The sequence below is a fragment of the Pseudomonas sp. SWI7 genome, assembly GCF_006351945.1.
Taxonomy (GTDB): domain Bacteria; phylum Pseudomonadota; class Gammaproteobacteria; order Pseudomonadales; family Pseudomonadaceae; genus Aquipseudomonas; species Aquipseudomonas fulva.
This window is the reverse complement of the sequence record NZ_CP040930.1, coordinates 4028241-4047408: the sequence shown is the minus strand read 5'-3', so window position 1 is coordinate 4047408 and position 19168 is coordinate 4028241. Positions and strand designations below refer to the sequence as shown.

Here is a 19168-nt window from a genome sequence, read left to right as displayed (position 1 = left end):
CGTCAGTCGCGCGTCAGAAGACGCGGTGCTAGCTCTTTCAGGGCGCGCCGATAGACCTCGCGCTTGAATGTCACAACCTGGCCCAGCGGGTACCAGTAGCTCACCCAGCGCCAGCCATCGAACTCCGGCTTGCCGGTCAGGTCCATACGCACCCGTTGTTCATTGCTGATCAGACGCAGCAGGAACCACTTCTGTTTCTGGCCGATGCACAACGGTTGGCTGTGGGTGCGCACCAGTCGCTGGGGTAAACGATAACGCAACCAACCACGGGTGCAGGCAAGAATTTCCACATCATCGCGTTCAAGGCCAACTTCTTCGTTCAGCTCGCGGTACAGGGCGTCTTCTGGCGTCTCGTCAGGGTTGATACCGCCCTGTGGAAATTGCCAGGCATCCTGGTTGATCCGTCGAGCCCATAGCACCTGCCCGGCATCATTCGTGAGAATGATCCCGACATTGGGGCGAAAACCATCCGGGTCGATCACGGCAGCAACCTCGCAAACGCATGTCACCGCATTGTTCCACAAAGCCTGCGAGCGCAGCAACGCGCCTGCGGTGCTTATATACCGTCAGCGCTATGCAAGTCTGTGAACCAGGCTTTGCCGACAGGCAATCGGTGGATACCTTGGCGAGGATCAGACGGGCTTGGCGCCCATCAATCCGGCGATGGCCAGCAGGCACACGGCACTGAACACGGCCAACGCCAGTGTTAGCCGAGCACCCTGTGCAGGTGTCCTGCGCAGCCGATTCAGGCGCACCACAAGCCATACCCAGGCCAACGCGCCCACGGTATACAGCGCACTCGACGCCAGTAGCCAGGTCTGACCCAGCGGCCAACCCACCAGGTGCACCAGCCACCAACCGGTGAACGGCATGCTGATCAGGCTGATACCCATCACCAACCAGACGAAGACCAGAGGCCGCTGCATCAACCTGCCATACACCGTCCCGCCACCCTGCCGGCGGGCGCGCATCGTCCAGATCGCCAAGCCCAGAGCACCCAGCAACAACAAAGCGGTGCCGATCACGTGCAAGGCTTTGAGGGTGTTGAGGTGTTCCATGTCACTCGTCCTGGGCTGGTTGCGTTACAGGGGGCTGCGAGCGAGCAAGGCCGCCAGGCTGCGCCGCCTGTTCACTGCGAAGCGGCGCCCCCCGTGGGTAAGAGCTTAGCCGTTCAGCCAAGGAACAACGTGTAGGCCGGGTTCTGGGTTTCATCCCAGTAGGGGTAGCCAATCTGCGCCAGCGCGGCCGGCACCAGGTGGCGCTCGTCCTCAGGGACCTGCAGCCCCGCCACCACACGGCCATCTGCCGCGCCATGGTTACGGTAGTGGAACATCGAGATGTTCCAGCGCCCGCCCAGCTTGTCGAGGAAGTTGAACAGTGCCCCTGGCCGCTCGGGGAATTCGAAACGCAGCACCATTTCATCGCTCGCCCCGGCCGAGTGCCCGCCCACCATGTGGCGAATGTGCAATTTGGCCAGCTCATTGTCGGTAAGGTCCGTGACCGGGAAGCCCTGGTCGATCAACTGCTGCACCAATGCCGCGCGGGGGTCGTTTTCCGGATGGGTCTGCACGCCCACGAAGATGTGCGCTTCATCGGAGGTGTGTTTGCGGTAGTTGAATTCGGTGATCTGGCGCTTGCCCACCGCTTCGCAGAAGGCCTTGAAGCTACCGGGGCGCTCCGGGATGGTGACCGCGATGATAGCTTCGCGCTTTTCACCCAGCTCTGCCCGCTCCGCGACATGGCGCAGGCGGTCGAAATTGACGTTCGCCCCGGAATCGATGGCGACGAGGGTCTGGCCGCTGACCCCGTACATCTCCACGTAACGCTTGATACCCGCCACCCCCAGTGCCCCCGCAGGCTCGGTGATCGAACGGGTATCGTCGTAGATGTCCTTGATCGCCGCGCAGATTTCGTCGGTGCTGACGGTGATGACTTCGTCCACGTACTGGCGGCAGATGTCGAAGGTATGCTGGCCAATCTGGGCCACCGCCACGCCGTCGGCAAACAACCCTACCTGCGGCAGCACCACCCGCTCACCAGCGGCCATGGCGGCCTGCAGGCAATTGGAATCGTCCGGTTCAACGCCAATCACCTTGATTTCCGGGCGCAGGTACTTCACGTAGGCAGCGATGCCGGCGATCAGACCGCCGCCGCCGACCGGCACGAAAATGGCGTCCAGCCGACCAGGGTGCTGGCGCAGGATTTCCATGGCCACGGTGCCCTGGCCCGCGATGGTGTGCGGATCATCGTAGGGATGGATGTAGACGAAGCCTTTTTCATCGACCAGTTTCAGCGAATACGCCAATGCCTCGGGGAACGAGTCACCGTGAAGAACCACTTTGCCGCCGCGCGAGCGCACACCTTCGATCTTGATCTCAGGTGTGGTCTTGGGCATCACGATGGTGGCCTTGATGCCCATTTCCCGCGCAGCAAGGGCCAGCCCCTGGGCATGGTTGCCTGCCGACGCGGTGACCACACCGCGAGCCAGCTCTTCTGCGGTCAACTGCGCCAGCTTGTTGTAGGCCCCGCGGATCTTGAACGAGAACACCGGCTGCAGGTCCTCGCGCTTGAGCAGAATCTGGTTGCCCAGGCGTTTGCTCAACTGCCCGGCGCTGTGCAAGGGGGTTTCGACGGCAACGTCATAGACGCGCGAGGTGAGGATCTTCTTGACGTACTGTTCGAGCATCGGGAAAGCATCACTGGCCGCGGGACAAGGGCTCGGAGTCTACCCCAGCGTTATGTCGGACGACCACAGCCAAGCCGCGCTTGCCGTTATACTGGTCGCCTTTACATCCGCCCTGCCCCCTCTCGGAGCCCGCATGACCCAGGACCAACTCAAACAGGCCGTTGCCCAGGCTGCCGTCGACTTCATTCTGCCCAAGCTCGATGACAAAAGCGTCGTTGGCGTTGGCACCGGTTCGACCGCCAATTTCTTCATCGACGCCCTGGCGCAGCACAAGACGGCCTTCGACGGCGCGGTCGCCAGCTCCGAAGCCACGGCCCAGCGTCTCAAGGGGCATGGCATCCCGGTCTACGAGCTCAACAGCGTCAGCGGGCTGGAGTTCTATGTGGACGGCGCCGATGAAAGCGACGAGCACCTGAACCTGATCAAGGGGGGTGGCGCGGCCCTGACTCGGGAAAAGATCGTTGCCGCCGTGGCCAAGACATTCATCTGCATCGCCGATGGCAGCAAGCTGGTACCGGTTCTGGGCAACTTCCCGTTGCCGGTGGAGGTGATCCCGATGGCGCGCAGCCACGTCGCTCGCCAGTTGGTCAAGCTGGGCGGTGACCCGGTCTACCGTGAGGGCGTGGTCACGGACAACGGCAACGTGATCCTCGACGTGTATAACCTGCAGATCACCAACCCGGTGGAGCTGGAAGCCCAGATCAATGCCATCGTGGGCGTGGTCACCAATGGCCTGTTCGCCGCACGGCCTGCCGACCTGCTGCTGTTGGGCACTGCCGACGGCGTGAAGAGCCTGAAGGCCGAGTAACCATACAAGCCGGCATGCCCGGGTACGGTTGCGCCGTCCGGGGCTTGCCGAGCGCCGATATGGTCATGGCGCCGGCTGCTTGAATACGTAGAACAGGTTCGGCTCACTGACCATGTAAATGGTCCCGGTCTCGTCCATCGCAATGCCCTCCGCCTGCGGGACTGTCGCTTTGAGCCCCTGGAACCCCTTGCGCAATGACAAGGTGCTCAGTGGCCGCCCTTGCACATCCAGCTCCAGGACCAGGCGTGATTCATCCGACAGCGCCAGCAGGTGCCCACTGCGCTCGTCGAACTGCAGGCTCGACAGGTCGCGCACGAACAGGCGCGAATCGCGCTTTCGGTCCTGGACAACGTTCACGGCATAGGGTTGTTGCGGATCGTCATGAGGAAACCCGTGCACTTCATAGATGAGCATCGGGTCGCGCTCCTTGGCCACGAACAGCCGCTTGCCCACCGAGTCGAAGGCCAGCCCCTCGAAACCCTTGTTACCGTTGAGGCCGATGCCCAAGGTCAATTGCTCGGCCTGAGTAGCGTCCAGGGACAAGGTGTCGTCGGTGAGCCGCACACGGATCAGCCGCTGCTGGCGCTCGTCGGTAATCACGTAGCTGTTGGGACCGATGTACTCCACCGCCTCGGGATCACCGAAACCGTGCAACGCGATGCGCCGCAGGATTCGCCCGTCCAGCGACAGCTCGATCAGCTCCGAGCGGGCGTTGGTCACGGTGAACAGGCTCTTGCGGTCAGGGTCGTAGGTCAGCGCCGAGACATCGTCATCCAGCCCTTCGATCGGCCGCCCTTCGACCACCACCTGATAGCGATTCAAGCCAATGCTTTGCTCCGCCGGCTGCCACCACGTGGTGAGGTTGAACCAGGCACGTTCGAACAGACGAAATTCCTGCCCGACCCAGCCCAGCAACAGCAGACCTAGAACGACAGGAACCAGTGACAGACGCAGATAACGGTGCATGAAGGCAGACTCGACGAAGGATGGCGAATCTAACCACAAACAACTGAAATAAAGCTTAATGCCATCATGTAAATAGCAGAAAAACCTAGCCTTTGGTAAAGCGGTAGAACAATGCCGGTTCGCTGACCATGTACAGGGTGCCCTGGTCATCCATTGCCACACCTTCGGCCCGAGGAATGGTGTGCTGCAGGCCATTGAAGCCCCCCAGCAACGTCATGAAGCTGACCTGCTCACCCTGCTCGTCCAGTTCCAGCAGCATGTTGGAGTCGGCAGACAGCGCCAGCAGGTGCCCCGTTCGCGGGTCAATGCCCAACGCCGACAGGTTTCGCAGGTCGAGCGAATCACTGGGCAGCGGCGTTTTCTCGCCCGTCAGTTGGCCTTGCCCATTGGACTTCCATTCGTAAAGGCGCGGCGGCCGCTCCTCGCCGATGACCAGCCGCTGCTTCGACGCATCCCACACCACGGCCTCATAGCCCTTGTTTCCGTTTGGCGACTCCCCTAGGTCGTGGCTGAGGAAGTCCGCATGGTTGAGCACGGTAGTGGTGGCATCGACTTTCACCACCGTCAGGTCATGCAGCCGCTCGTCCGTGATTGCCAGGTAGCCGCCGTCCATGACCGTGACGCCTTCCGGGTTTGCCCAGCCATTAAGGGGAATGTTGCGCAGTACGTCGCCGTCCAGGTTCAGCTCGGTGAGGAAGGGTTGCTTGCCCATGACGGCGAATAGCGTACGCGTACTGGGGTTGTACGCGAGGTCCGATGCCTCGTAGTCGGCCATTGCCGGCAAGGGCTTGGCATCGATATCCACCGTGTAGTCCGGCAGCCACACGCTTTCACTGCGCTCGGCCGTGCTTTCGAAACCTTCCTTGATCCACAATGCTGCCCGATCGTCCCAATGCATGGCGAAGGCCACGCCATAGGTAATCACCACGCCCACGGCCAAGCCGAACGGCCAGCGCAGGTAGAACGGGCGCTTGAAGGAGGCAGGGGCGTTTGATTGCATCGAGGCGTCCTGGGGAAAGAAGCAAAGGTCTGCGCATTATCCAGAAGACGTGTGAAAAAACAGTCAACCCGCCCGGGCATTCGCAGATGACGCGGAGGTGGGCCGCCTGACCGCTGCCGTGGCCAAGGCGGATCATCCGCGAAAAGCCGAGTGGGTAGCGGCTTAGAGCACCCGGCTCTCGAAGCGGCTAATCCCTGGCAGCTCCAGAACCACGTCATCGCCCACGTTGAAGGGGCCTACGCCTGCTGGGGTGCCGGTCAGGATGACGTCGCCGGCCTGCAGCGAAAACTGCGCAGCCATGTGCTGGATCATCGGCACGATCGGGTTGAGCATCATTGCACTGGAGCCGTCCTGGCGGACTTCGCCGTTTACCGTCAGGCGCACCGGGATGGCCGTGATGTCTTCGAAGCTGGCGGCAGACACGAAGGGCGGCAACACGCAGGCGCCGTCGAAACACTTGGCCAACTCCCAAGGCAAGCCCTTTTCCTTGAGCTTGGCCTGCACGTCCCGCAGGGTCAGGTCCAAGGCCGGCGCGAAGCCGGAAATGGCATCGAGCACCTCTTCCTGGCTCGGCCGCGTGGACAGTGACTTGCCCAGCAATACCGCGATTTCCACCTCGTAATGCACCGACCCGCGGTCGGCAGGAATCTTGAACCCGCCCTCGGCCGGCACCACGCAACTGCCCGGTTTGATGAACAGGAGGGGTTCGGTCGGAATGGGATTGTCCAGCTCCTTGGCATGTTCGGCGTAGTTACGCCCGATGCATACCACCTTGCCCAGTGGAAAATGAATGCGCGTGCCGTCTGCATACTGGTGCTGGTAGTTCATGGCCACTCCTCTGGATACCGCTTTTTATTCAGGTGCGAAGATCTTACCCGGATTCATGATGCCCGCAGGGTCGAACACCGCCTTGATCGCCTTCATGCAGGCGATTTCTTCAGGGGAACGGCTGTAGCCCAGGTAGTCGCGCTTGGTCATGCCCACACCGTGCTCGGCGGAGATCGAACCGTCGTAGCGCTGGACGATCTCGAACACCCACTTATTGACCTCGGTGCAGGATGCGAAGAAGTCATCCTTGCTCATGTGCTCGGGTTTGAGGATGTTCAGGTGCAGGTTGCCGTCGCCGATATGCCCGTACCAGATCACCTCGTAGTGCGGGTAATGCGCCTGGACGACGGCGTCGATGTCGCGCAGGAAGGCCGGCACTTTCGAGACGGTCACGGAAATGTCGTTTTTATACGGCGTCCAGTGCGAAATGGTTTCGGACAGGTATTCGCGTAGCTTCCACAAATTCTTCAGCTGCGTCTGGCTCTGGCTCATCACGCCATCGAGCACCCAACCTTGCTCGACACAGTGTTCGAAGGTGGCCAAGGCTTCGTTGGCCACCGCTTCGGTGCCGGCCTCGAACTCCAGCAAGGCATAGAACGGGCATGGCGTTTCGAAGGGCGCAGGCACGTCACCGCGCGCCAGGATCTTGGCCAGGCCCTTGTCGGAGAAAAACTCGAACGCCGTCAGGTCCAATTTGCCCTGAAACGCGTGAAGTACCGGCATGATCGAGTCGAAATCAGGTGTGCCCAACACCATGGCGGTGAGGTTGCGCGGTGCACGGTCCAGGCGCAGGGTGGCCTCGACCACGAACCCCAGCGTACCTTCGGCGCCAATGAACAGCTGGCGCAGGTCGTAGCCGGTGGCGTTCTTGATCAGGCCCTTGTTCAATTCCAGCAACTCGCCGCTGCCGGTGACCACCTTGAGGCCCGCGACCCAGTTGCGGGTCATGCCGTAGCGGATCACCTTGATGCCACCGGCATTGGTACCGATGTTGCCGCCTATCTGGCTGGAGCCACTGGAGGCAAAGTCCACTGGGTAATACAGGCCCTGCTCCTCGGCGAACGCCTGCACCTGCTGGGTAATGACCCCTGGCTGGCAGACCACGGTGCGGTCGAAGGCGTTGAAATCCAGGATGCGGTTCATGTAATCGAAGGCGACGACCACCTCCCCGCTGGCGGCCACGGCGCCCGCGGACAATCCGGTACGCCCCCCGGAAGGCACGAGCGCCACACGATGGGCATTGGCCCAGCGCACGATGGCCTGCACCTGTTCGATCGTCCGGGGCAGGACGATGGCGCTGGGCGCAGGCGGGTAATGGCGCGTCCAGTCCTTGCCATAGGCTTGCAGGGACTCGGGGTCGGTCAACACCTTGCCGGGGTCGACCAGGGTCATCAACTCATCCAATGCAGCGGGCTGGGTCATCGCCTGAACTCTCGCTTTATTCATGGTCACCCTGAGCACTCTTCACCTGTCGGGATAAGCTCAGATTGTGTCGCGTATGCTAGCATAGCGCCCCCGCTGTTCATGCTAGAGCTGCCCACGGGCGCCTGGCATCACCCTCGCCACTTTTCTCCGGGATACAGGTTTACGCAGATGAGCAAGACTTCTCTCGACAAGAGCAAGATCCGGTTCCTTCTTCTTGAAGGTGTACACCAGAACGCGGTCGATACCCTGACGGCTGCCGGCTACACCAACATCGAATACCTCACTGGTTCGTTGCCCGAAGCAGAGTTGAAGGAAAAGATCGCCGACGCCCATTTCATCGGCATCCGCTCACGCACCCAGTTGACCGAAGAAATCTTCGACTGCGCCAAGAAACTGGTCGCCGTCGGTTGCTTCTGCATCGGTACCAACCAGGTTGACCTGGAAGCGGCCCGTCAGCGCGGTATCGCGGTGTTCAACGCGCCGTACTCCAACACCCGTTCGGTAGCCGAGCTGGTACTGGCCGAAGCCATTCTGCTGCTGCGCGGCATTCCGGAAAAAAATGCCTCGTGCCATCGTGGCGGCTGGATCAAGAGCGCAGCCAACTCCTTCGAGATTCGCGGCAAGAAACTGGGCATCGTCGGTTACGGCTCCATCGGTACCCAACTGTCTGTACTGGCCGAAAGCCTGGGCATGCAGGTGTACTTCTTCGATCCGCTGACCAAGCTGCCGCTGGGCAATGCTGTCCAGGTGACCAACCTGCACGAATTGCTCGGCTTGGCCGATATCGTCTCGCTGCATGTGCCTGAGCTGCCATCCACCCAGTGGATGATCGGCGAGAAGGAAATCCGAGCGATGAAGAAGGGCTCCATCCTGATCAACGCTGCCCGCGGTACCGTGGTCGAACTTGATCACCTGGCCGCAGCCATCAAGGACAAGCACCTGATCGGCGCTGCCATCGACGTGTTCCCGGTCGAGCCACGCTCCAACGATGAAGAGTTCGAAAGCCCGCTGCGCGGCCTGGACAACGTGATCCTGACGCCGCACATCGGCGGTTCCACTGCCGAGGCTCAGGCCAACATCGGCCTGGAAGTGGCCGAAAAGCTGGTCAAGTACAGCGACAACGGCACCTCCGTGTCGTCGGTCAACTTCCCGGAAGTGGCCCTGCCTGCTCACCCTGGCAAGCACCGCCTGCTGCACATCCACGAAAACATCCCGGGTGTTCTCAGCGAAATCAACAAGGTATTTGCCGAAAACGGCATTAACATCTCGGGTCAGTTCCTGCAGACCAACGAGAAAGTGGGCTATGTGGTGATCGACGTCGACGCCGAATACTCGGACCTTGCGCAGGAGAAGCTGCAACAGGTCAAGGGCACCATCCGCTCGCGCGTACTGTTCTAACACGCGGCCAGCGTGAATCGAGGGAGGCCCAGGTGGCCTCCCTTTTCGTTATGGGGCCACCACAGCGGCGGACGGGGAGCACAAAAAAACCAGGCTGCACGTCAAACGATGCCGCGACTTCAGGGTCATAGGCTGCGCTCGACCATGGCGAGGAATAAAGCCGTGGCGACGGTTATTCATTCGCTAAACGAAAAGGGGCATTCATGCGTTCGACCATAGGGGTACTGCTGGCAGTACTGATCAGCCCATTGGCTCAGGCAGAGCTGATGGACGAAATCGCCGATCGCGGTGAACTGCGCATCGCTGTGCAGAGTGACAACGCACCATACGCCTTCAAGCAGGATGACCACCTGACAGGGTTCGATGTGGAGTTCGGCCAGGCCCTGGCCTCGGAGCTCGACCTGCGCGTGGAGTTCGTCGAAGCACCCGAGGCGCAAACCCTGCCCGGCGTTGAAAGTGGTAAATACGACATCGCGTTGCTGCCTGTCACGGCAATACCGCAAGGCGATAGCCCGCTCGACACCAGCCAGCCTTTTGGCAAGCAACAGCTGGTGGTGCCGTTCCAGAAGGACAACCCAGCCTTCGAAAGCGCCGTGAACAACGCGCTGCAACGCCTGAAGGACAGCGGGCGTACGGCCGAACTGGAACACAAGTGGCTTGCCGACGAGCAGCAGGCCGCAGCGACTCGGTAGCGTGCCGCAGTCAACCGTGGCAGGTGCTGATCAGCATGCTCGCCCGCTCAGAAGGGATCATTGCCACGGCGCCTGAACCAGCCAGTCAATGACAGGCGCTCGCGACCGGCCGGCAGCACCTCATGAGGGACTTCGCCGGACAGGAAGACCACCAGGCACCCCGCGACGGGCTGAACATCGTGCTCCACCCCATCGGCCAGGAACATGCGCAACTGTCCCCCGTCTGCGGGCGTCCAGTCTTCGTTCAGGTAGAACACGGCCGAAACCATGCGCCGGTCGTCATCGCGAAAACGGTCCAGATGCCGTTTGTAGAACGCGCCGGGTGGGTAAAGCGCAAAGTGGCATTCGAAGTCTTCCAGGCCCAGGAAGAGCCCTTGGTTGATTGCCAGGCGCAGTTGGTCCATGGCTGCCAGGTACTGGTCGCAGGCGTGCGCCTGGCCTGGATCGATCCACTGGATCTGATCCCCACGGATGGCCTCGCGCACCTCTTGGGAAGGCCCCCGTCCAATCCCTGCGGGGTTGAGCTCCCCTTCGGCATAACGGCGTCGGCATTCGTTTGCCAGCGCGCCGACCAGGTCCGCCGGCAGAAACAGTGCCTGCTGGGACCAGCCATGGGTGGCCAAATCGTCGACGACGGCCGCAAGCATTGGGTGTTGGGGGGAAATGTGCATGGCGCATCATATCCATTCGCCCCGTCGGCGCACAGCGCCACTTGGCTGAGAAGCGCGTGGATATCTCGACAAACCGGCGCTGCCCCACAGACAATAGCCCTCTGCCGACAGGAGTCCTGAATGCGCCGTCTGTTTTCCCTGATTCTGCTGATGAGCTGCACGTTGCCTGTCTGGGCAGATAGCCTGGATCAGCTGTACAAGACCGCTGGCTGGCCCGAGCAACGCGCCCATTTCACCGACGCCTTGAACGCCGCCCAGCAGCGCTACCGCAACAGCTTGCCACCTGCCGTTTACCAGGCGCTGGTGAGCAACAGCAACCAGCGCTTCCAGGCCCAGGCCGTGGACCGCCGTGCACTGGCGCAACTGCGCTCGGCACTGCCCAATCCATCACCGGCGCTGGCCTTTTTCCAGTCGCCGCTAGGGCGCAAGATCGTCGCGGCCGAATTGCGGGCTACCCGCAAGGATGAGTTGGCCAAGAACGCCGATGGGCTCCCGAAGATTCAGGCCAGCGATGATCGCATGCTGATCATTGGGCACCTGGCCCAGGCGCTACCCGCCCGTGAGGCAGGGGCCGAGGTGAGCCTTGCCATTGCCGGCATGGCTGCCGACAGCCTGAGCTCGATGATTCCGGGGTTGTTGGGCGGTGGGCAGGCCCAAGGTCTGCTCGACGGCCAGCGCCAACGCCTTATGAAGCAGATCGGCCAGGACCTGAACAACACCCTGCTGTATGTATACCGTGACCTCACGGACGCAGAACTCGAAGCGTTTGCAACCTTTGCCGAATCCAACGACGGCAAAGCCTACTATCGAGCTGCGCTGGCAGCCATTCGCGCCGGCCTGGCGGTTGGCCAAAGTACCGGCGAGCTGAATTGATCAACCCAAGTGCTGGTCGATGAAGTCGAAATAGCGCTGTCGAATGGCAGGCAGTTCGTTGGCAAGATGATGTCGGGCCCCGGGTAGCATCATGACCTGCGGCTGCGCGAACTTAGCCCTCAGCACCTGAAGGTTGTAAGGCCAGTCGACCGTGCCATCGGCCTCTCCTTGCACAATCAAGGGCTGCCGGGTACTGACGGGCGCCGCCTCGATGCGTGTGATCCAATCGATCAGTGCGCCAACCCATGCCGTTGGTAATCGCCTGGGCTGAAGCGGATCAGCTTCAAGAAACGGTAGAAACGCAGGGTCTGTGCTGTTTTCGGTGAAACGCCGCTCGATGCCGTTCACGAAGTGGCGCAACACGTGATAGCTGAGCTTCGACCAGCGCCAGGCACAGGGGCGTACCAATGGGGCAAGCAGCAATACCTGCCCATCGATGGGGCTTGTCTGTGGGTTGTGCAGCAGGTGATCCACGGCAATGGCCCCACCTGTGCTCTGCCCGCACAGGTGCCATGGATGAGGCAGCTGCAAGCTGCGCGTCTGTTCGAACAGGCACTCAAGTACCTGCTGGTAGATCGCGAAATCATCGATGCTGGCGCGTTCGCCGCTAGACAGGCCGTGGCCGGGTAAATCGCAGCTGACAACGGCATAACCGCGCTTCAATGCCCATGCCACCAGATGCCTGTACAAGCCCATGTGGTCGTAGTACCCGTGCAACAGCAGCAAGGTAGCCTTGGGCTGCTGTGGACACCACACCTGCGCAACCACCTCGAATCCGGCAACCGCAAACTGCCCAAGCCAGCTGTGGACAGGCAGATCGAGCCCATAGAAGCGTTGGTAGGCCTTCGCATGGGTGCACAGCGGCTTACGCGCATTCAGCGGGGCCAGGCTTGTGCGCAGGAGGTCTGGATGGAAGCTTGCAGGCATTTTGGTGGGTCCGGCGTGAAGCAAGTATTGACCTGAGATATTCAGCTCATCGACGCGCCGTGGCAAGCTGGCCGTACCAGCAACCCACCTCCCACTGCCCGTGGGAGCAGCAATCGGCCTTTCATGAACCTGCGAACTCTCAAATGGCTGAGCATGATGCTCGGCGTCGTGGCCGGGACGGTCATCATCTGGCAGGCGTACACGACCTTCCAGGTCCGCTATTTACGCCCGTTCGACAACCAGGCCACGTTGTTCGACGGCTCGCACTTACAGCTACCTACCGAACTGGCCGGCCCCGGACCCGTGCGGGTCGTGCATTTCTGGGACCCAGCCTGCCCGTGTAACGTTGGCAACCAACAGCACCTGGCCGACCTGATGAAGCAGTTCACGAACCGGGGCGTCAGCTTTCACGTCTTGCACAAACCCGGCACACGGGGCTATCTGCCGGACGACCTTGCTGCGCTGGAACCACTAAGCAACCTGCCTGGCAGTGAACATATGCCAGCGTCGCCCGCGGTAGCCATCTGGGATCGCCAAGGGCACCTGGCCTACTTCGGCCCGTACAGCGAAGGCGCGGTATGCAACGCTGCCAACAGCTTCATCGAGCCCATACTCACCGCGCTGCTCGACGGCCGCCCTGTCAGCGCCTCCAACACCCTGGCGATCGGCTGTTACTGCCCCTGGGCAGACTGATGTATGCGAGCAGGGTTGCCCACCACCGTCGCCCCTGCCGGAACATCCCGGGTAACGACACTGCCTGCGCCGACCACTGCATCATCACCGATGCACACCCCTGGAAGAATGATGGCACCGCCACCAATCCACACGTTATTGCCAATGCTGACCGGCCGCCCACTCTCAAGGCCCGTGCGCCGCAGCTGCGGGTCGAGCGGGTGGTCGGCCGTGTAGATCTGCACATTGGGGCCGATCTGGCAGTCCTCGCCGATGTGCACAGGCAGTACGTCAAGGATCACGCAATTGAAGTTCATGAACGTATTGCGGCCCACGCTGATGTTGTATCCATAGTCGCAATAGAAAGGGGCACGCAGCACCACACCCTCACCCGCATGGCCGAGGTGCCCTGCCAGCAATGCATGCCGCGCCTGGGCCGTCAGCTCCACGTTGTTGTTGTAGCGGTGCATCCAGTGTTTGTTGGCCGCCTGTTCGGCTTGCAACTCGGGGCACGTGGCGTGATACAGCTCGCCTGTCAGCATTTTCTGTTTTTCGCTTTTGGACATGGAAACTCCTGGCGGCTCGTTATGCTACTGATCGTCAGACCTCACGATGAACCAGACTTCCCAACGCGTCGCATGAAAGCGGCGTGCTGCTCAACCCCGCAGCGGCTGTGCAGCGCGCTATCAGAACCCGCCGATGGCAACGCGTTTGCCAAAGGATACGTTCTGGTGTGCATCCACTAATCAGACAAGCGCATGTAACGAGCAGGCCTACGCGCTTACTGCATGCATTTTTTCTCAAGAGAAATGACCTATGCATAAAAGATTCATGGAAATCGATGGCGCACGGCTGAGCTACATCGACCAGGGCCAAGGTTTTCCAGTGCTCCTTGGCCACAGCTATTTGTGGTCAGCTGACATGTGGAGTGAGCAGCTCGACGCGCTGTCCCGGCATTTTCGAGTCATCATTCCAGAGCTCTGGGGGCACGGCGACTCCGATGCTCCGCCGGTTACGACCAGAACCACCTCTGATCTGGCGCGTCAGCACATTCAATTGCTCGACAAGCTGGGGATTGAACGCTGCCACCTGGTGGGGCTATCGGTCGGGGGGATGTGGGGGGCACTGCTGGCCGCCGAGCATCCCGAGCGGGTTGACCGCCTGGTGCTGATGGATACCTACCTGGGCGCAGAGCCGGACGCCACCAAACGCAAGTATTTCGCCTTGTTGGATGCTGCGTCTGCCGCAGGTGCGTTCGACGATGAGCTGCTGGACGTCATCGTACCCATCTTCTTTCATCCCGGCGGCCATACAGTGCCAGCACTGCGTGAACGGTTTCGAGCAACATTGAAGGCCACGTCCGCCAACACTATCCGCGACAGCTATGACCCAATGGGCCGCATCATATTCGGCCGACCGGACGCACTGGCGCAATTAGGGGGCCTTTGTAGCGAACGAACCATCGTGGTGTGTGGCGACCAGGACATCCCCAGGCCACCGGCTGAAGCCAACGAGATGGCGCAGATCATCAATTGCCTGGCCGCTCAGATCCCCGTTGCGGGGCATATCTCGTGCCTGGAAAACCCTGAGGTGGTGAACCAGTTTCTCTTGAATTGGCTACCGCGACACTGCTGAAGCCTGCTGGCCTGTTTCAAGCAGCTGACCATTCTTGCAACGCGGTAACCTGAGCCCAATAGGGTTGGGCTCAGGTGGAGACGCCCTCAGGTCGCGATTGGAAACGACCCGAAGGCAGCCGGTGCATCAGAATGCAGGCAGCACGGCACCTTGGTATTTCTTGGCGATGAATGCCTTCACTTCAGGGCTGGTCAAGGCTTTGGCCAGCTTCTGAATGGCATCGCTGTCCTTGTTGTCAGGACGCGCCACGAGGAAGTTGACGTAAGGCGAGTCGCTGCCTTCGATGACCAAGGCATCCTTGGCAGGATTCAGGCCGGCTTCCAGCGCGTAGTTGGTATTGATCATGTCCAGGTCGACCTGATCCAGCACGCGCGGCAACATGGCCGACTCCAGCTCGCGAAACTTCAGGTTTTTCGGGTTCTCGGCGATGTCTTTCGGGGTGGCCAGGGCGTTCTTCGGGTCCTTGAGGGTGATCAGCCCCGCCTTCTGCAAGAGCAGCAGTGCGCGGCCGCTGTTGCTGCCCTCGTTAGGAATGGCAACGGTTGAGCCTTCCTTGAGCTCATCCAGGCTTTTGACCTTCTTCGAGTAGCCACCAAACGGCTCGACATGCACGCCGATCACGGTCTCAAGGTGCGTACCCTTGCCCTCGTTGAAGCTCTGCAGGTACGGGAGGGTCTGGAAGTAGTTGGCATCCAGACGCTTCTGATCAACCTGCACGTTGGGTTGCACGTAGTCGGTGAATACCTTGATCTGCAAGTCGACACCTTCTTTGGCCAACGTCGGCTTGATCAGCTCCAAGATCTCGGCATGGGGCACCGGCGTTGCGGCAACCACCAGTTTTTCGGCGGCGGCGACCAGGCCGCTAAAGGACAGGGCGGCAGCCAGGGCAGTGGTCAGCAGGGTCTTCTTCATGGTGATCCTTGTTCTGCATCTGAGCCATCGAAGATGGCAAATGGGGCGCCCAACGCAATGCGATGACGGGCGTGAAGCGGACAATACCGATAATTTTTATTCCCGAACAATATCTTTTATTTCGTTGCTTATTCCAAAACCAAAATGCCACCAGCGTGTTTGCTTATGAGCTGCCTCTAGCGTGGAACGTCGGGCAGGTCCAGGTCTTCGGGCAGGATTTCCGGCCCATCACTGACCAGCAGGGCGAAGTGGATGACGTTTTCCAGCTCACGGGTATTGCCGGTCCAAGGATGCTGCTCGAGCAGGCTCTGTGCAGCCTCGCTTATCAACGGCACGGGCCGCTGCAAACGCCCGCTGTAGATGCCAACGAAGTATTCCGCCAACGCAAGGATGTCCCCCGGCCGCTCGCGCAGCGGCGGCAATTCAAGGGCGCCCTCGCGCAAATATTGATACAACCGCTCGCTGAAGCGCCCTGCCTTCACCACCCGCGCCAGGTCAATGCTCGTGGCCGCCACCAGTCGTACATCCACCGGCTGCGCCTGGTGTGCGCCTACGCGGGTGACTTCGCGGTTTTCCAGTGCTGCCAGCAGCTTGGCCTGAATGGCCTGTGGCAAGTCGGCGATCTCGTCCAGGTAAAGCGTGCCGCCGTTGGCCGATCCGAACCAGCCAGCGCGGCTGCTGGCAGTGCCGCCATGGCTACCGGCGCTATAACCGAACAGCTCTGCATCGGCATAGGTTGGGCTGATGGCGGCGCAGTTGACCGACACGAACAGGCCGGTGCGGTCGCTGGCGCGGTGAATCTGGCGGGCCAGCAACTCCTTGCCGGTGCCGGTTTCGCCTCGGATCAGCACCGGCAGCGGCAGCGGCGCCAGGTGCTCCAGCTCCGTGCGCAATCGCTGGGAACGCGGGTCGATGAAGACCAGCGCCTTGGCGCGAATGCTCAGCGGGCTCTTGTCGAGTTCGGGGAATGTCAGCAATGGCTGGCCGAAGGGGTTCTGATACGTCATGACGAGCTCCCGCCCCTGGCCTGCGGCGGCCGGGCGTGTGACGGATGGAAACGGACGCCGTTCAGGCGCGGCGCAGCGCGCGTTGTTCGATGCGGCCTTGCAGGCGATACAGGTAGGCGAACCCCTGCTCCCAGCATTCATGGCCGGATTTCACGTTGATGTGGCCGGCGCCGGTCAGAAGCCCTGCTTCTGCACCCCACTGCTGGGCCATGTGCAAGGCGCGCGGGACGCTGACAGCGGGATCGTTGTCCGAGCTGACCACCTGACTCGGAAAGGGAAGCGGCGCCTGCGGGATGGGCGAAAAATTGCGCAGCGCCGGCGCGCACCCTGGTCGCTCGACATCCGCCGGCGCCACCAACAAGGCGCCACGCACGCGACCGAGCAGAGCGGCAGCGGCCTGTTCGGCCCAATGCGCCACCGTGATGCAGCCCAGGCTATGGGCAATCAGGATCACCGGGCCGGGCTCGGCGGCGATGGCGGTATCCAGCGCCTTCACCCAGTCCTGGCAGAGCGGTGTCAGCCAATCGCGCTGCTCCACGCGTGCGCTGTTGGGCAGCGTACGCTGCCAGTGGCTTTGCCAATGATTGTCCGGCGATCCCTGCCAGCCTGGGATGATCAGGTAGCGAACTGATTCGTTACGCATGAAGTGGGTCTCCAGTAGCTTGCGTGCTTGGAAACCCAGTATAAGGCGGCCTATATATACTTAAAGGAATAAAAAGAAATTTGTTTATAACCTTTAAGTAAATAACCAGCCGACGTGACCTTGCGACGCCGCGTTATTCCCATCAACCGTACTGCCTCAAATGGCTGGCAGTTTCTGCCAGACCTTCGGCCGGAAGAACAACGTTTCGCCCCTTGCCAGCCCTGTCAGACTGTCGTGGTCCTTGACCACCTCAGCTTCGATCAGCTCGCTTTGGCCCTCGACTTTCAAGGTCACCCGCGTGGTGGCACCCAACGGGCGAATATCCCGAACTTCGGCGGCATGGTGGCCCTCGGTTTCATGACGCGACAACGACACTTCATGGGGCCGGAACAGCACATGCTGACCCTCGCTCAAGGCCAGGCGGTTGGAATCCCCCAGGAAGTGGTAGACGAAATCATTGGCGGGTTGTTCGTACACTTCGCCCGGCGAGCCGATCTGCTCGATCACGCCCTTGTTCATGACCACGATCCGGTCAGCCACTTCCATGGCCTCTTCCTGGTCATGGGTCACGAATACCGAGGTCAGGTTGATATCTTCGTGCAAGCGGGCCAGCCAGCGGCGCAGCTCCTTTCGCACCTTGGCGTCCAGTGCGCCGAAGGGTTCGTCCAGCAGCAGCACCTTGGGCTCCACGGCCAGCGCGCGGGCAAGGGCGATACGCTGACGCTGACCACCGGACAATTGCTCCGGGTAGCGATCGGACAGCCAGTCGAGCTGCACCATGTTCAGCAGCTCGTGCACTTTATGGGCAATGCTGCTTTCGCTCGGGCGCTCACTCTTGGGCTTCATGCGCAGGCCGAAGGCGACGTTGTCGAATACGGTCATGTGCCTGAACAGCGCGTAGTGCTGGAATACGAATCCGACGTTGCGATCACGAACGTCATGGCCAGATACGTCCTCGCCATGGAATACGATATTGCCCTGATCAGGTGTTTCCAGGCCGGCGATGATGCGCAGCAGCGTGGTCTTGCCGCAGCCGGATGGGCCCAGCAGCGCTACCAGCTCACCGCTGTTGATGTCCAGGTTGATACCATCGAGCGCCTGGAAACTGTTGAAACGCTTGCTGACGTTACGAACTTCGATCGACATGAATCATTCCTCCGCAGCGCTATGGCGCAGACGGTTAATACGGTTCTCGCTCCACTGCTTGAGCAGCAGGATGAAGAGCGCCAGGATCAGCAACAGGCTGGCCACGCTGAAGGCCGCCACGTGGTTGTACTCGTTGTAGAGAATTTCCACGTGTAGCGGCAGCGTGTTGGTCACGCCACGAATATGGCCGGAAACGACCGACACCGCGCCGAATTCGCCCATCGCCCGCGCTGTACACAACACCACGCCATAGATAAGGCCCCACTTGATGTTCGGCAGCGTCACATGCCAGAACATCTGCCAGCCATTGGCACCGAGCAACCGGGCAGCTTCTTCTTCCTGGGTGCCTTGTTCCTGCATCAGCGGAATCAGCTCGCGGGCTACGAACGGGACCGTGACGAAGATGGTGGCCAGGACGATGCCCGGCAGGGCGAAGACGATCTGGATGTCGTGATCCTGCAGCCACGGCCCGAACAGGCCCTGGGCACCGAACATGAGCACGTAGACCAGGCCGGCGATCACGGGCGACACCGAGAACGGCAGGTCAATCAGGGTGACCAGAATACTTTTGCCGCGGAAGCTGTACTTGCTCACGCACCATGCCGCACTGACCCCGAACACCAGGTTCAGCGGCACCGAAATGGCAACGGCGAGCAGGGTGAGTTTCAGGGCCGACAACGCGTCGGGTTCGAAGATGGCTTCGAAGAAAGTGCCGAACCCATTCTTCAGGGCCTGGGAAACCACGATGACCAGCGGCAACAGCAGAAACAGTGCAAACACCAGCCAGCCAAGGCCGATGAGTAACCGCCGCGATGTGGCGCTGCCGCGGCGGGCGGCGTTGGCGGCGGCGGTTGCATTCAGGGAAGAACTGGACATGCC

At 61.1% G+C, this 19168-nt stretch carries 21 protein-coding genes; 6 read left to right on the top strand and 15 right to left on the bottom strand.

Features of this window, described 5'->3' with window-relative positions:
• Positions 1-2: 2 nt before the first annotated feature.
• The 3 genes from FH041_RS18505 to ilvA form a co-directional block, all read right to left on the bottom strand.
• Positions 3-482 carry an RNA pyrophosphohydrolase gene (locus tag FH041_RS18505; protein WP_023532670.1) on the bottom strand — a complete coding sequence of 160 codons (480 nt, stop codon included), beginning with the start codon at positions 480-482 and terminating at the stop codon, positions 3-5.
• 150 nt (positions 483-632) lie between these two features.
• Entirely contained in the window at positions 633-1058 is a 426-nt protein-coding gene (locus FH041_RS18500) for a DUF2269 family protein (RefSeq protein ID WP_059183551.1), read from the bottom strand.
• Positions 1059-1171: 113 nt separating this feature from the next.
• The gene (ilvA, locus tag FH041_RS18495; RefSeq protein ID WP_027913462.1) at positions 1172-2686 is read right to left on the bottom strand and encodes a threonine ammonia-lyase, biosynthetic; all 1515 of its coding nucleotides are present in this window, start codon (positions 2684-2686) and stop codon (positions 1172-1174) included.
• Positions 2687-2819: 133 nt separating this feature from the next.
• On the opposite strand from ilvA, the gene rpiA reads away from it, so the two are divergent.
• A complete protein-coding gene (gene rpiA, locus FH041_RS18490; RefSeq protein ID WP_059183550.1) occupies positions 2820-3494 on the top strand; it encodes a ribose-5-phosphate isomerase RpiA in 675 nt (224 codons plus the stop codon).
• A 63-nt stretch (positions 3495-3557) separates the two neighbouring features.
• Here rpiA and FH041_RS18485 read toward each other — a convergent pair whose 3' ends face one another.
• The 4 genes from FH041_RS18485 to FH041_RS18470 form a co-directional block, all read right to left on the bottom strand.
• Positions 3558-4460, bottom strand: a complete 903-nt coding sequence (locus FH041_RS18485; RefSeq protein WP_027913461.1) for an SdiA-regulated domain-containing protein — start codon at positions 4458-4460, stop codon at positions 3558-3560.
• Positions 4461-4545: 85 nt separating this feature from the next.
• Positions 4546-5460, bottom strand: coding sequence for an SdiA-regulated domain-containing protein (locus FH041_RS18480; RefSeq protein WP_027913460.1), 915 nt, complete (start codon positions 5458-5460; stop codon positions 4546-4548).
• 162 nt (positions 5461-5622) lie between these two features.
• On the bottom strand, positions 5623-6288 hold the full coding sequence (locus tag FH041_RS18475) for a fumarylacetoacetate hydrolase family protein (protein WP_027913459.1): 666 nt from the start codon (positions 6286-6288) through the stop codon (positions 5623-5625).
• A 24-nt stretch (positions 6289-6312) separates the two neighbouring features.
• Entirely contained in the window at positions 6313-7710 is a 1398-nt protein-coding gene (locus tag FH041_RS18470) for an FAD-binding oxidoreductase (RefSeq protein WP_059183549.1), read from the bottom strand.
• A 171-nt stretch (positions 7711-7881) separates the two neighbouring features.
• On the opposite strand from FH041_RS18470, the gene serA reads away from it, so the two are divergent.
• Together serA and FH041_RS18460 are read left to right on the top strand one after the other, a co-directional pair.
• Positions 7882-9111, top strand: coding sequence for a phosphoglycerate dehydrogenase (gene serA / locus FH041_RS18465; RefSeq protein WP_023532441.1), 1230 nt, complete (start codon positions 7882-7884; stop codon positions 9109-9111).
• 203 nt (positions 9112-9314) lie between these two features.
• Positions 9315-9803, top strand: a complete 489-nt coding sequence (locus FH041_RS18460; protein ID WP_027913457.1) for an ABC transporter substrate-binding protein — start codon at positions 9315-9317, stop codon at positions 9801-9803.
• 47 nt (positions 9804-9850) lie between these two features.
• On the opposite strand, the gene FH041_RS18455 is transcribed toward FH041_RS18460, so the two are convergent.
• Positions 9851-10474, bottom strand: coding sequence for a 2OG-Fe(II) oxygenase (locus FH041_RS18455; RefSeq protein ID WP_059183548.1), 624 nt, complete (start codon positions 10472-10474; stop codon positions 9851-9853).
• A gap of 120 nt (positions 10475-10594) precedes the next feature.
• Between FH041_RS18455 and FH041_RS18450 the strand changes: the two genes are divergently transcribed.
• Positions 10595-11347, top strand: coding sequence for a DUF2059 domain-containing protein (locus FH041_RS18450; protein ID WP_027913455.1), 753 nt, complete (start codon positions 10595-10597; stop codon positions 11345-11347).
• Here the strand turns inward: FH041_RS18450 and FH041_RS18445 are convergent, their stop codons facing one another.
• Positions 11348-12274 (bottom strand): alpha/beta hydrolase, encoded by a 927-nt coding sequence (locus tag FH041_RS18445; RefSeq protein ID WP_027913454.1) that lies wholly within the window; start codon positions 12272-12274, stop codon positions 11348-11350.
• Between the two features lie 123 nt (positions 12275-12397).
• On the opposite strand from FH041_RS18445, the gene FH041_RS18440 reads away from it, so the two are divergent.
• Positions 12398-12967, top strand: a complete 570-nt coding sequence (locus tag FH041_RS18440) for a DUF6436 domain-containing protein (RefSeq protein WP_027913453.1) — start codon at positions 12398-12400, stop codon at positions 12965-12967.
• Here the strand turns inward: FH041_RS18440 and FH041_RS18435 are convergent.
• Positions 12946-13512 (bottom strand): sugar O-acetyltransferase, encoded by a 567-nt coding sequence (locus FH041_RS18435; RefSeq protein ID WP_027913452.1) that lies wholly within the window; start codon positions 13510-13512, stop codon positions 12946-12948. The two genes, FH041_RS18440 and FH041_RS18435, sit on opposite strands and share 22 nt — an antisense overlap.
• 250 nt (positions 13513-13762) lie before the next feature.
• Between FH041_RS18435 and FH041_RS18430 the strand changes: the two genes are divergently transcribed.
• Positions 13763-14581, top strand: coding sequence for an alpha/beta fold hydrolase (locus tag FH041_RS18430; RefSeq protein WP_027913451.1), 819 nt, complete (start codon positions 13763-13765; stop codon positions 14579-14581).
• 126 nt (positions 14582-14707) lie between these two features.
• Here FH041_RS18430 and FH041_RS18425 read toward each other — a convergent pair whose 3' ends face one another.
• The 5 genes from FH041_RS18425 to cysW all read right to left on the bottom strand — a co-directional run bounded on the left by FH041_RS18425 (position 14708) and on the right by cysW (position 19165).
• Positions 14708-15493, bottom strand: coding sequence for a MetQ/NlpA family ABC transporter substrate-binding protein (locus FH041_RS18425; RefSeq protein WP_027913450.1), 786 nt, complete (start codon positions 15491-15493; stop codon positions 14708-14710).
• A gap of 176 nt (positions 15494-15669) precedes the next feature.
• Positions 15670-16500, bottom strand: a complete 831-nt coding sequence (locus tag FH041_RS18420; RefSeq protein ID WP_027913449.1) for a sigma 54-interacting transcriptional regulator — start codon at positions 16498-16500, stop codon at positions 15670-15672.
• A 61-nt stretch (positions 16501-16561) separates the two neighbouring features.
• Positions 16562-17143, bottom strand: coding sequence for an alpha/beta hydrolase (locus tag FH041_RS18415; protein WP_027913448.1), 582 nt, complete (start codon positions 17141-17143; stop codon positions 16562-16564).
• Between the two features lie 156 nt (positions 17144-17299).
• Complete coding sequence (locus tag FH041_RS18410) at positions 17300-18289, bottom strand: sulfate/molybdate ABC transporter ATP-binding protein (RefSeq protein ID WP_027913447.1); 990 nt, start codon at positions 18287-18289, stop codon at positions 17300-17302.
• A gap of 3 nt (positions 18290-18292) precedes the next feature.
• Positions 18293-19165, bottom strand: a complete 873-nt coding sequence (cysW, locus tag FH041_RS18405; protein WP_023532630.1) for a sulfate ABC transporter permease subunit CysW — start codon at positions 19163-19165, stop codon at positions 18293-18295.
• Positions 19166-19168 lie beyond the last annotated feature (3 nt).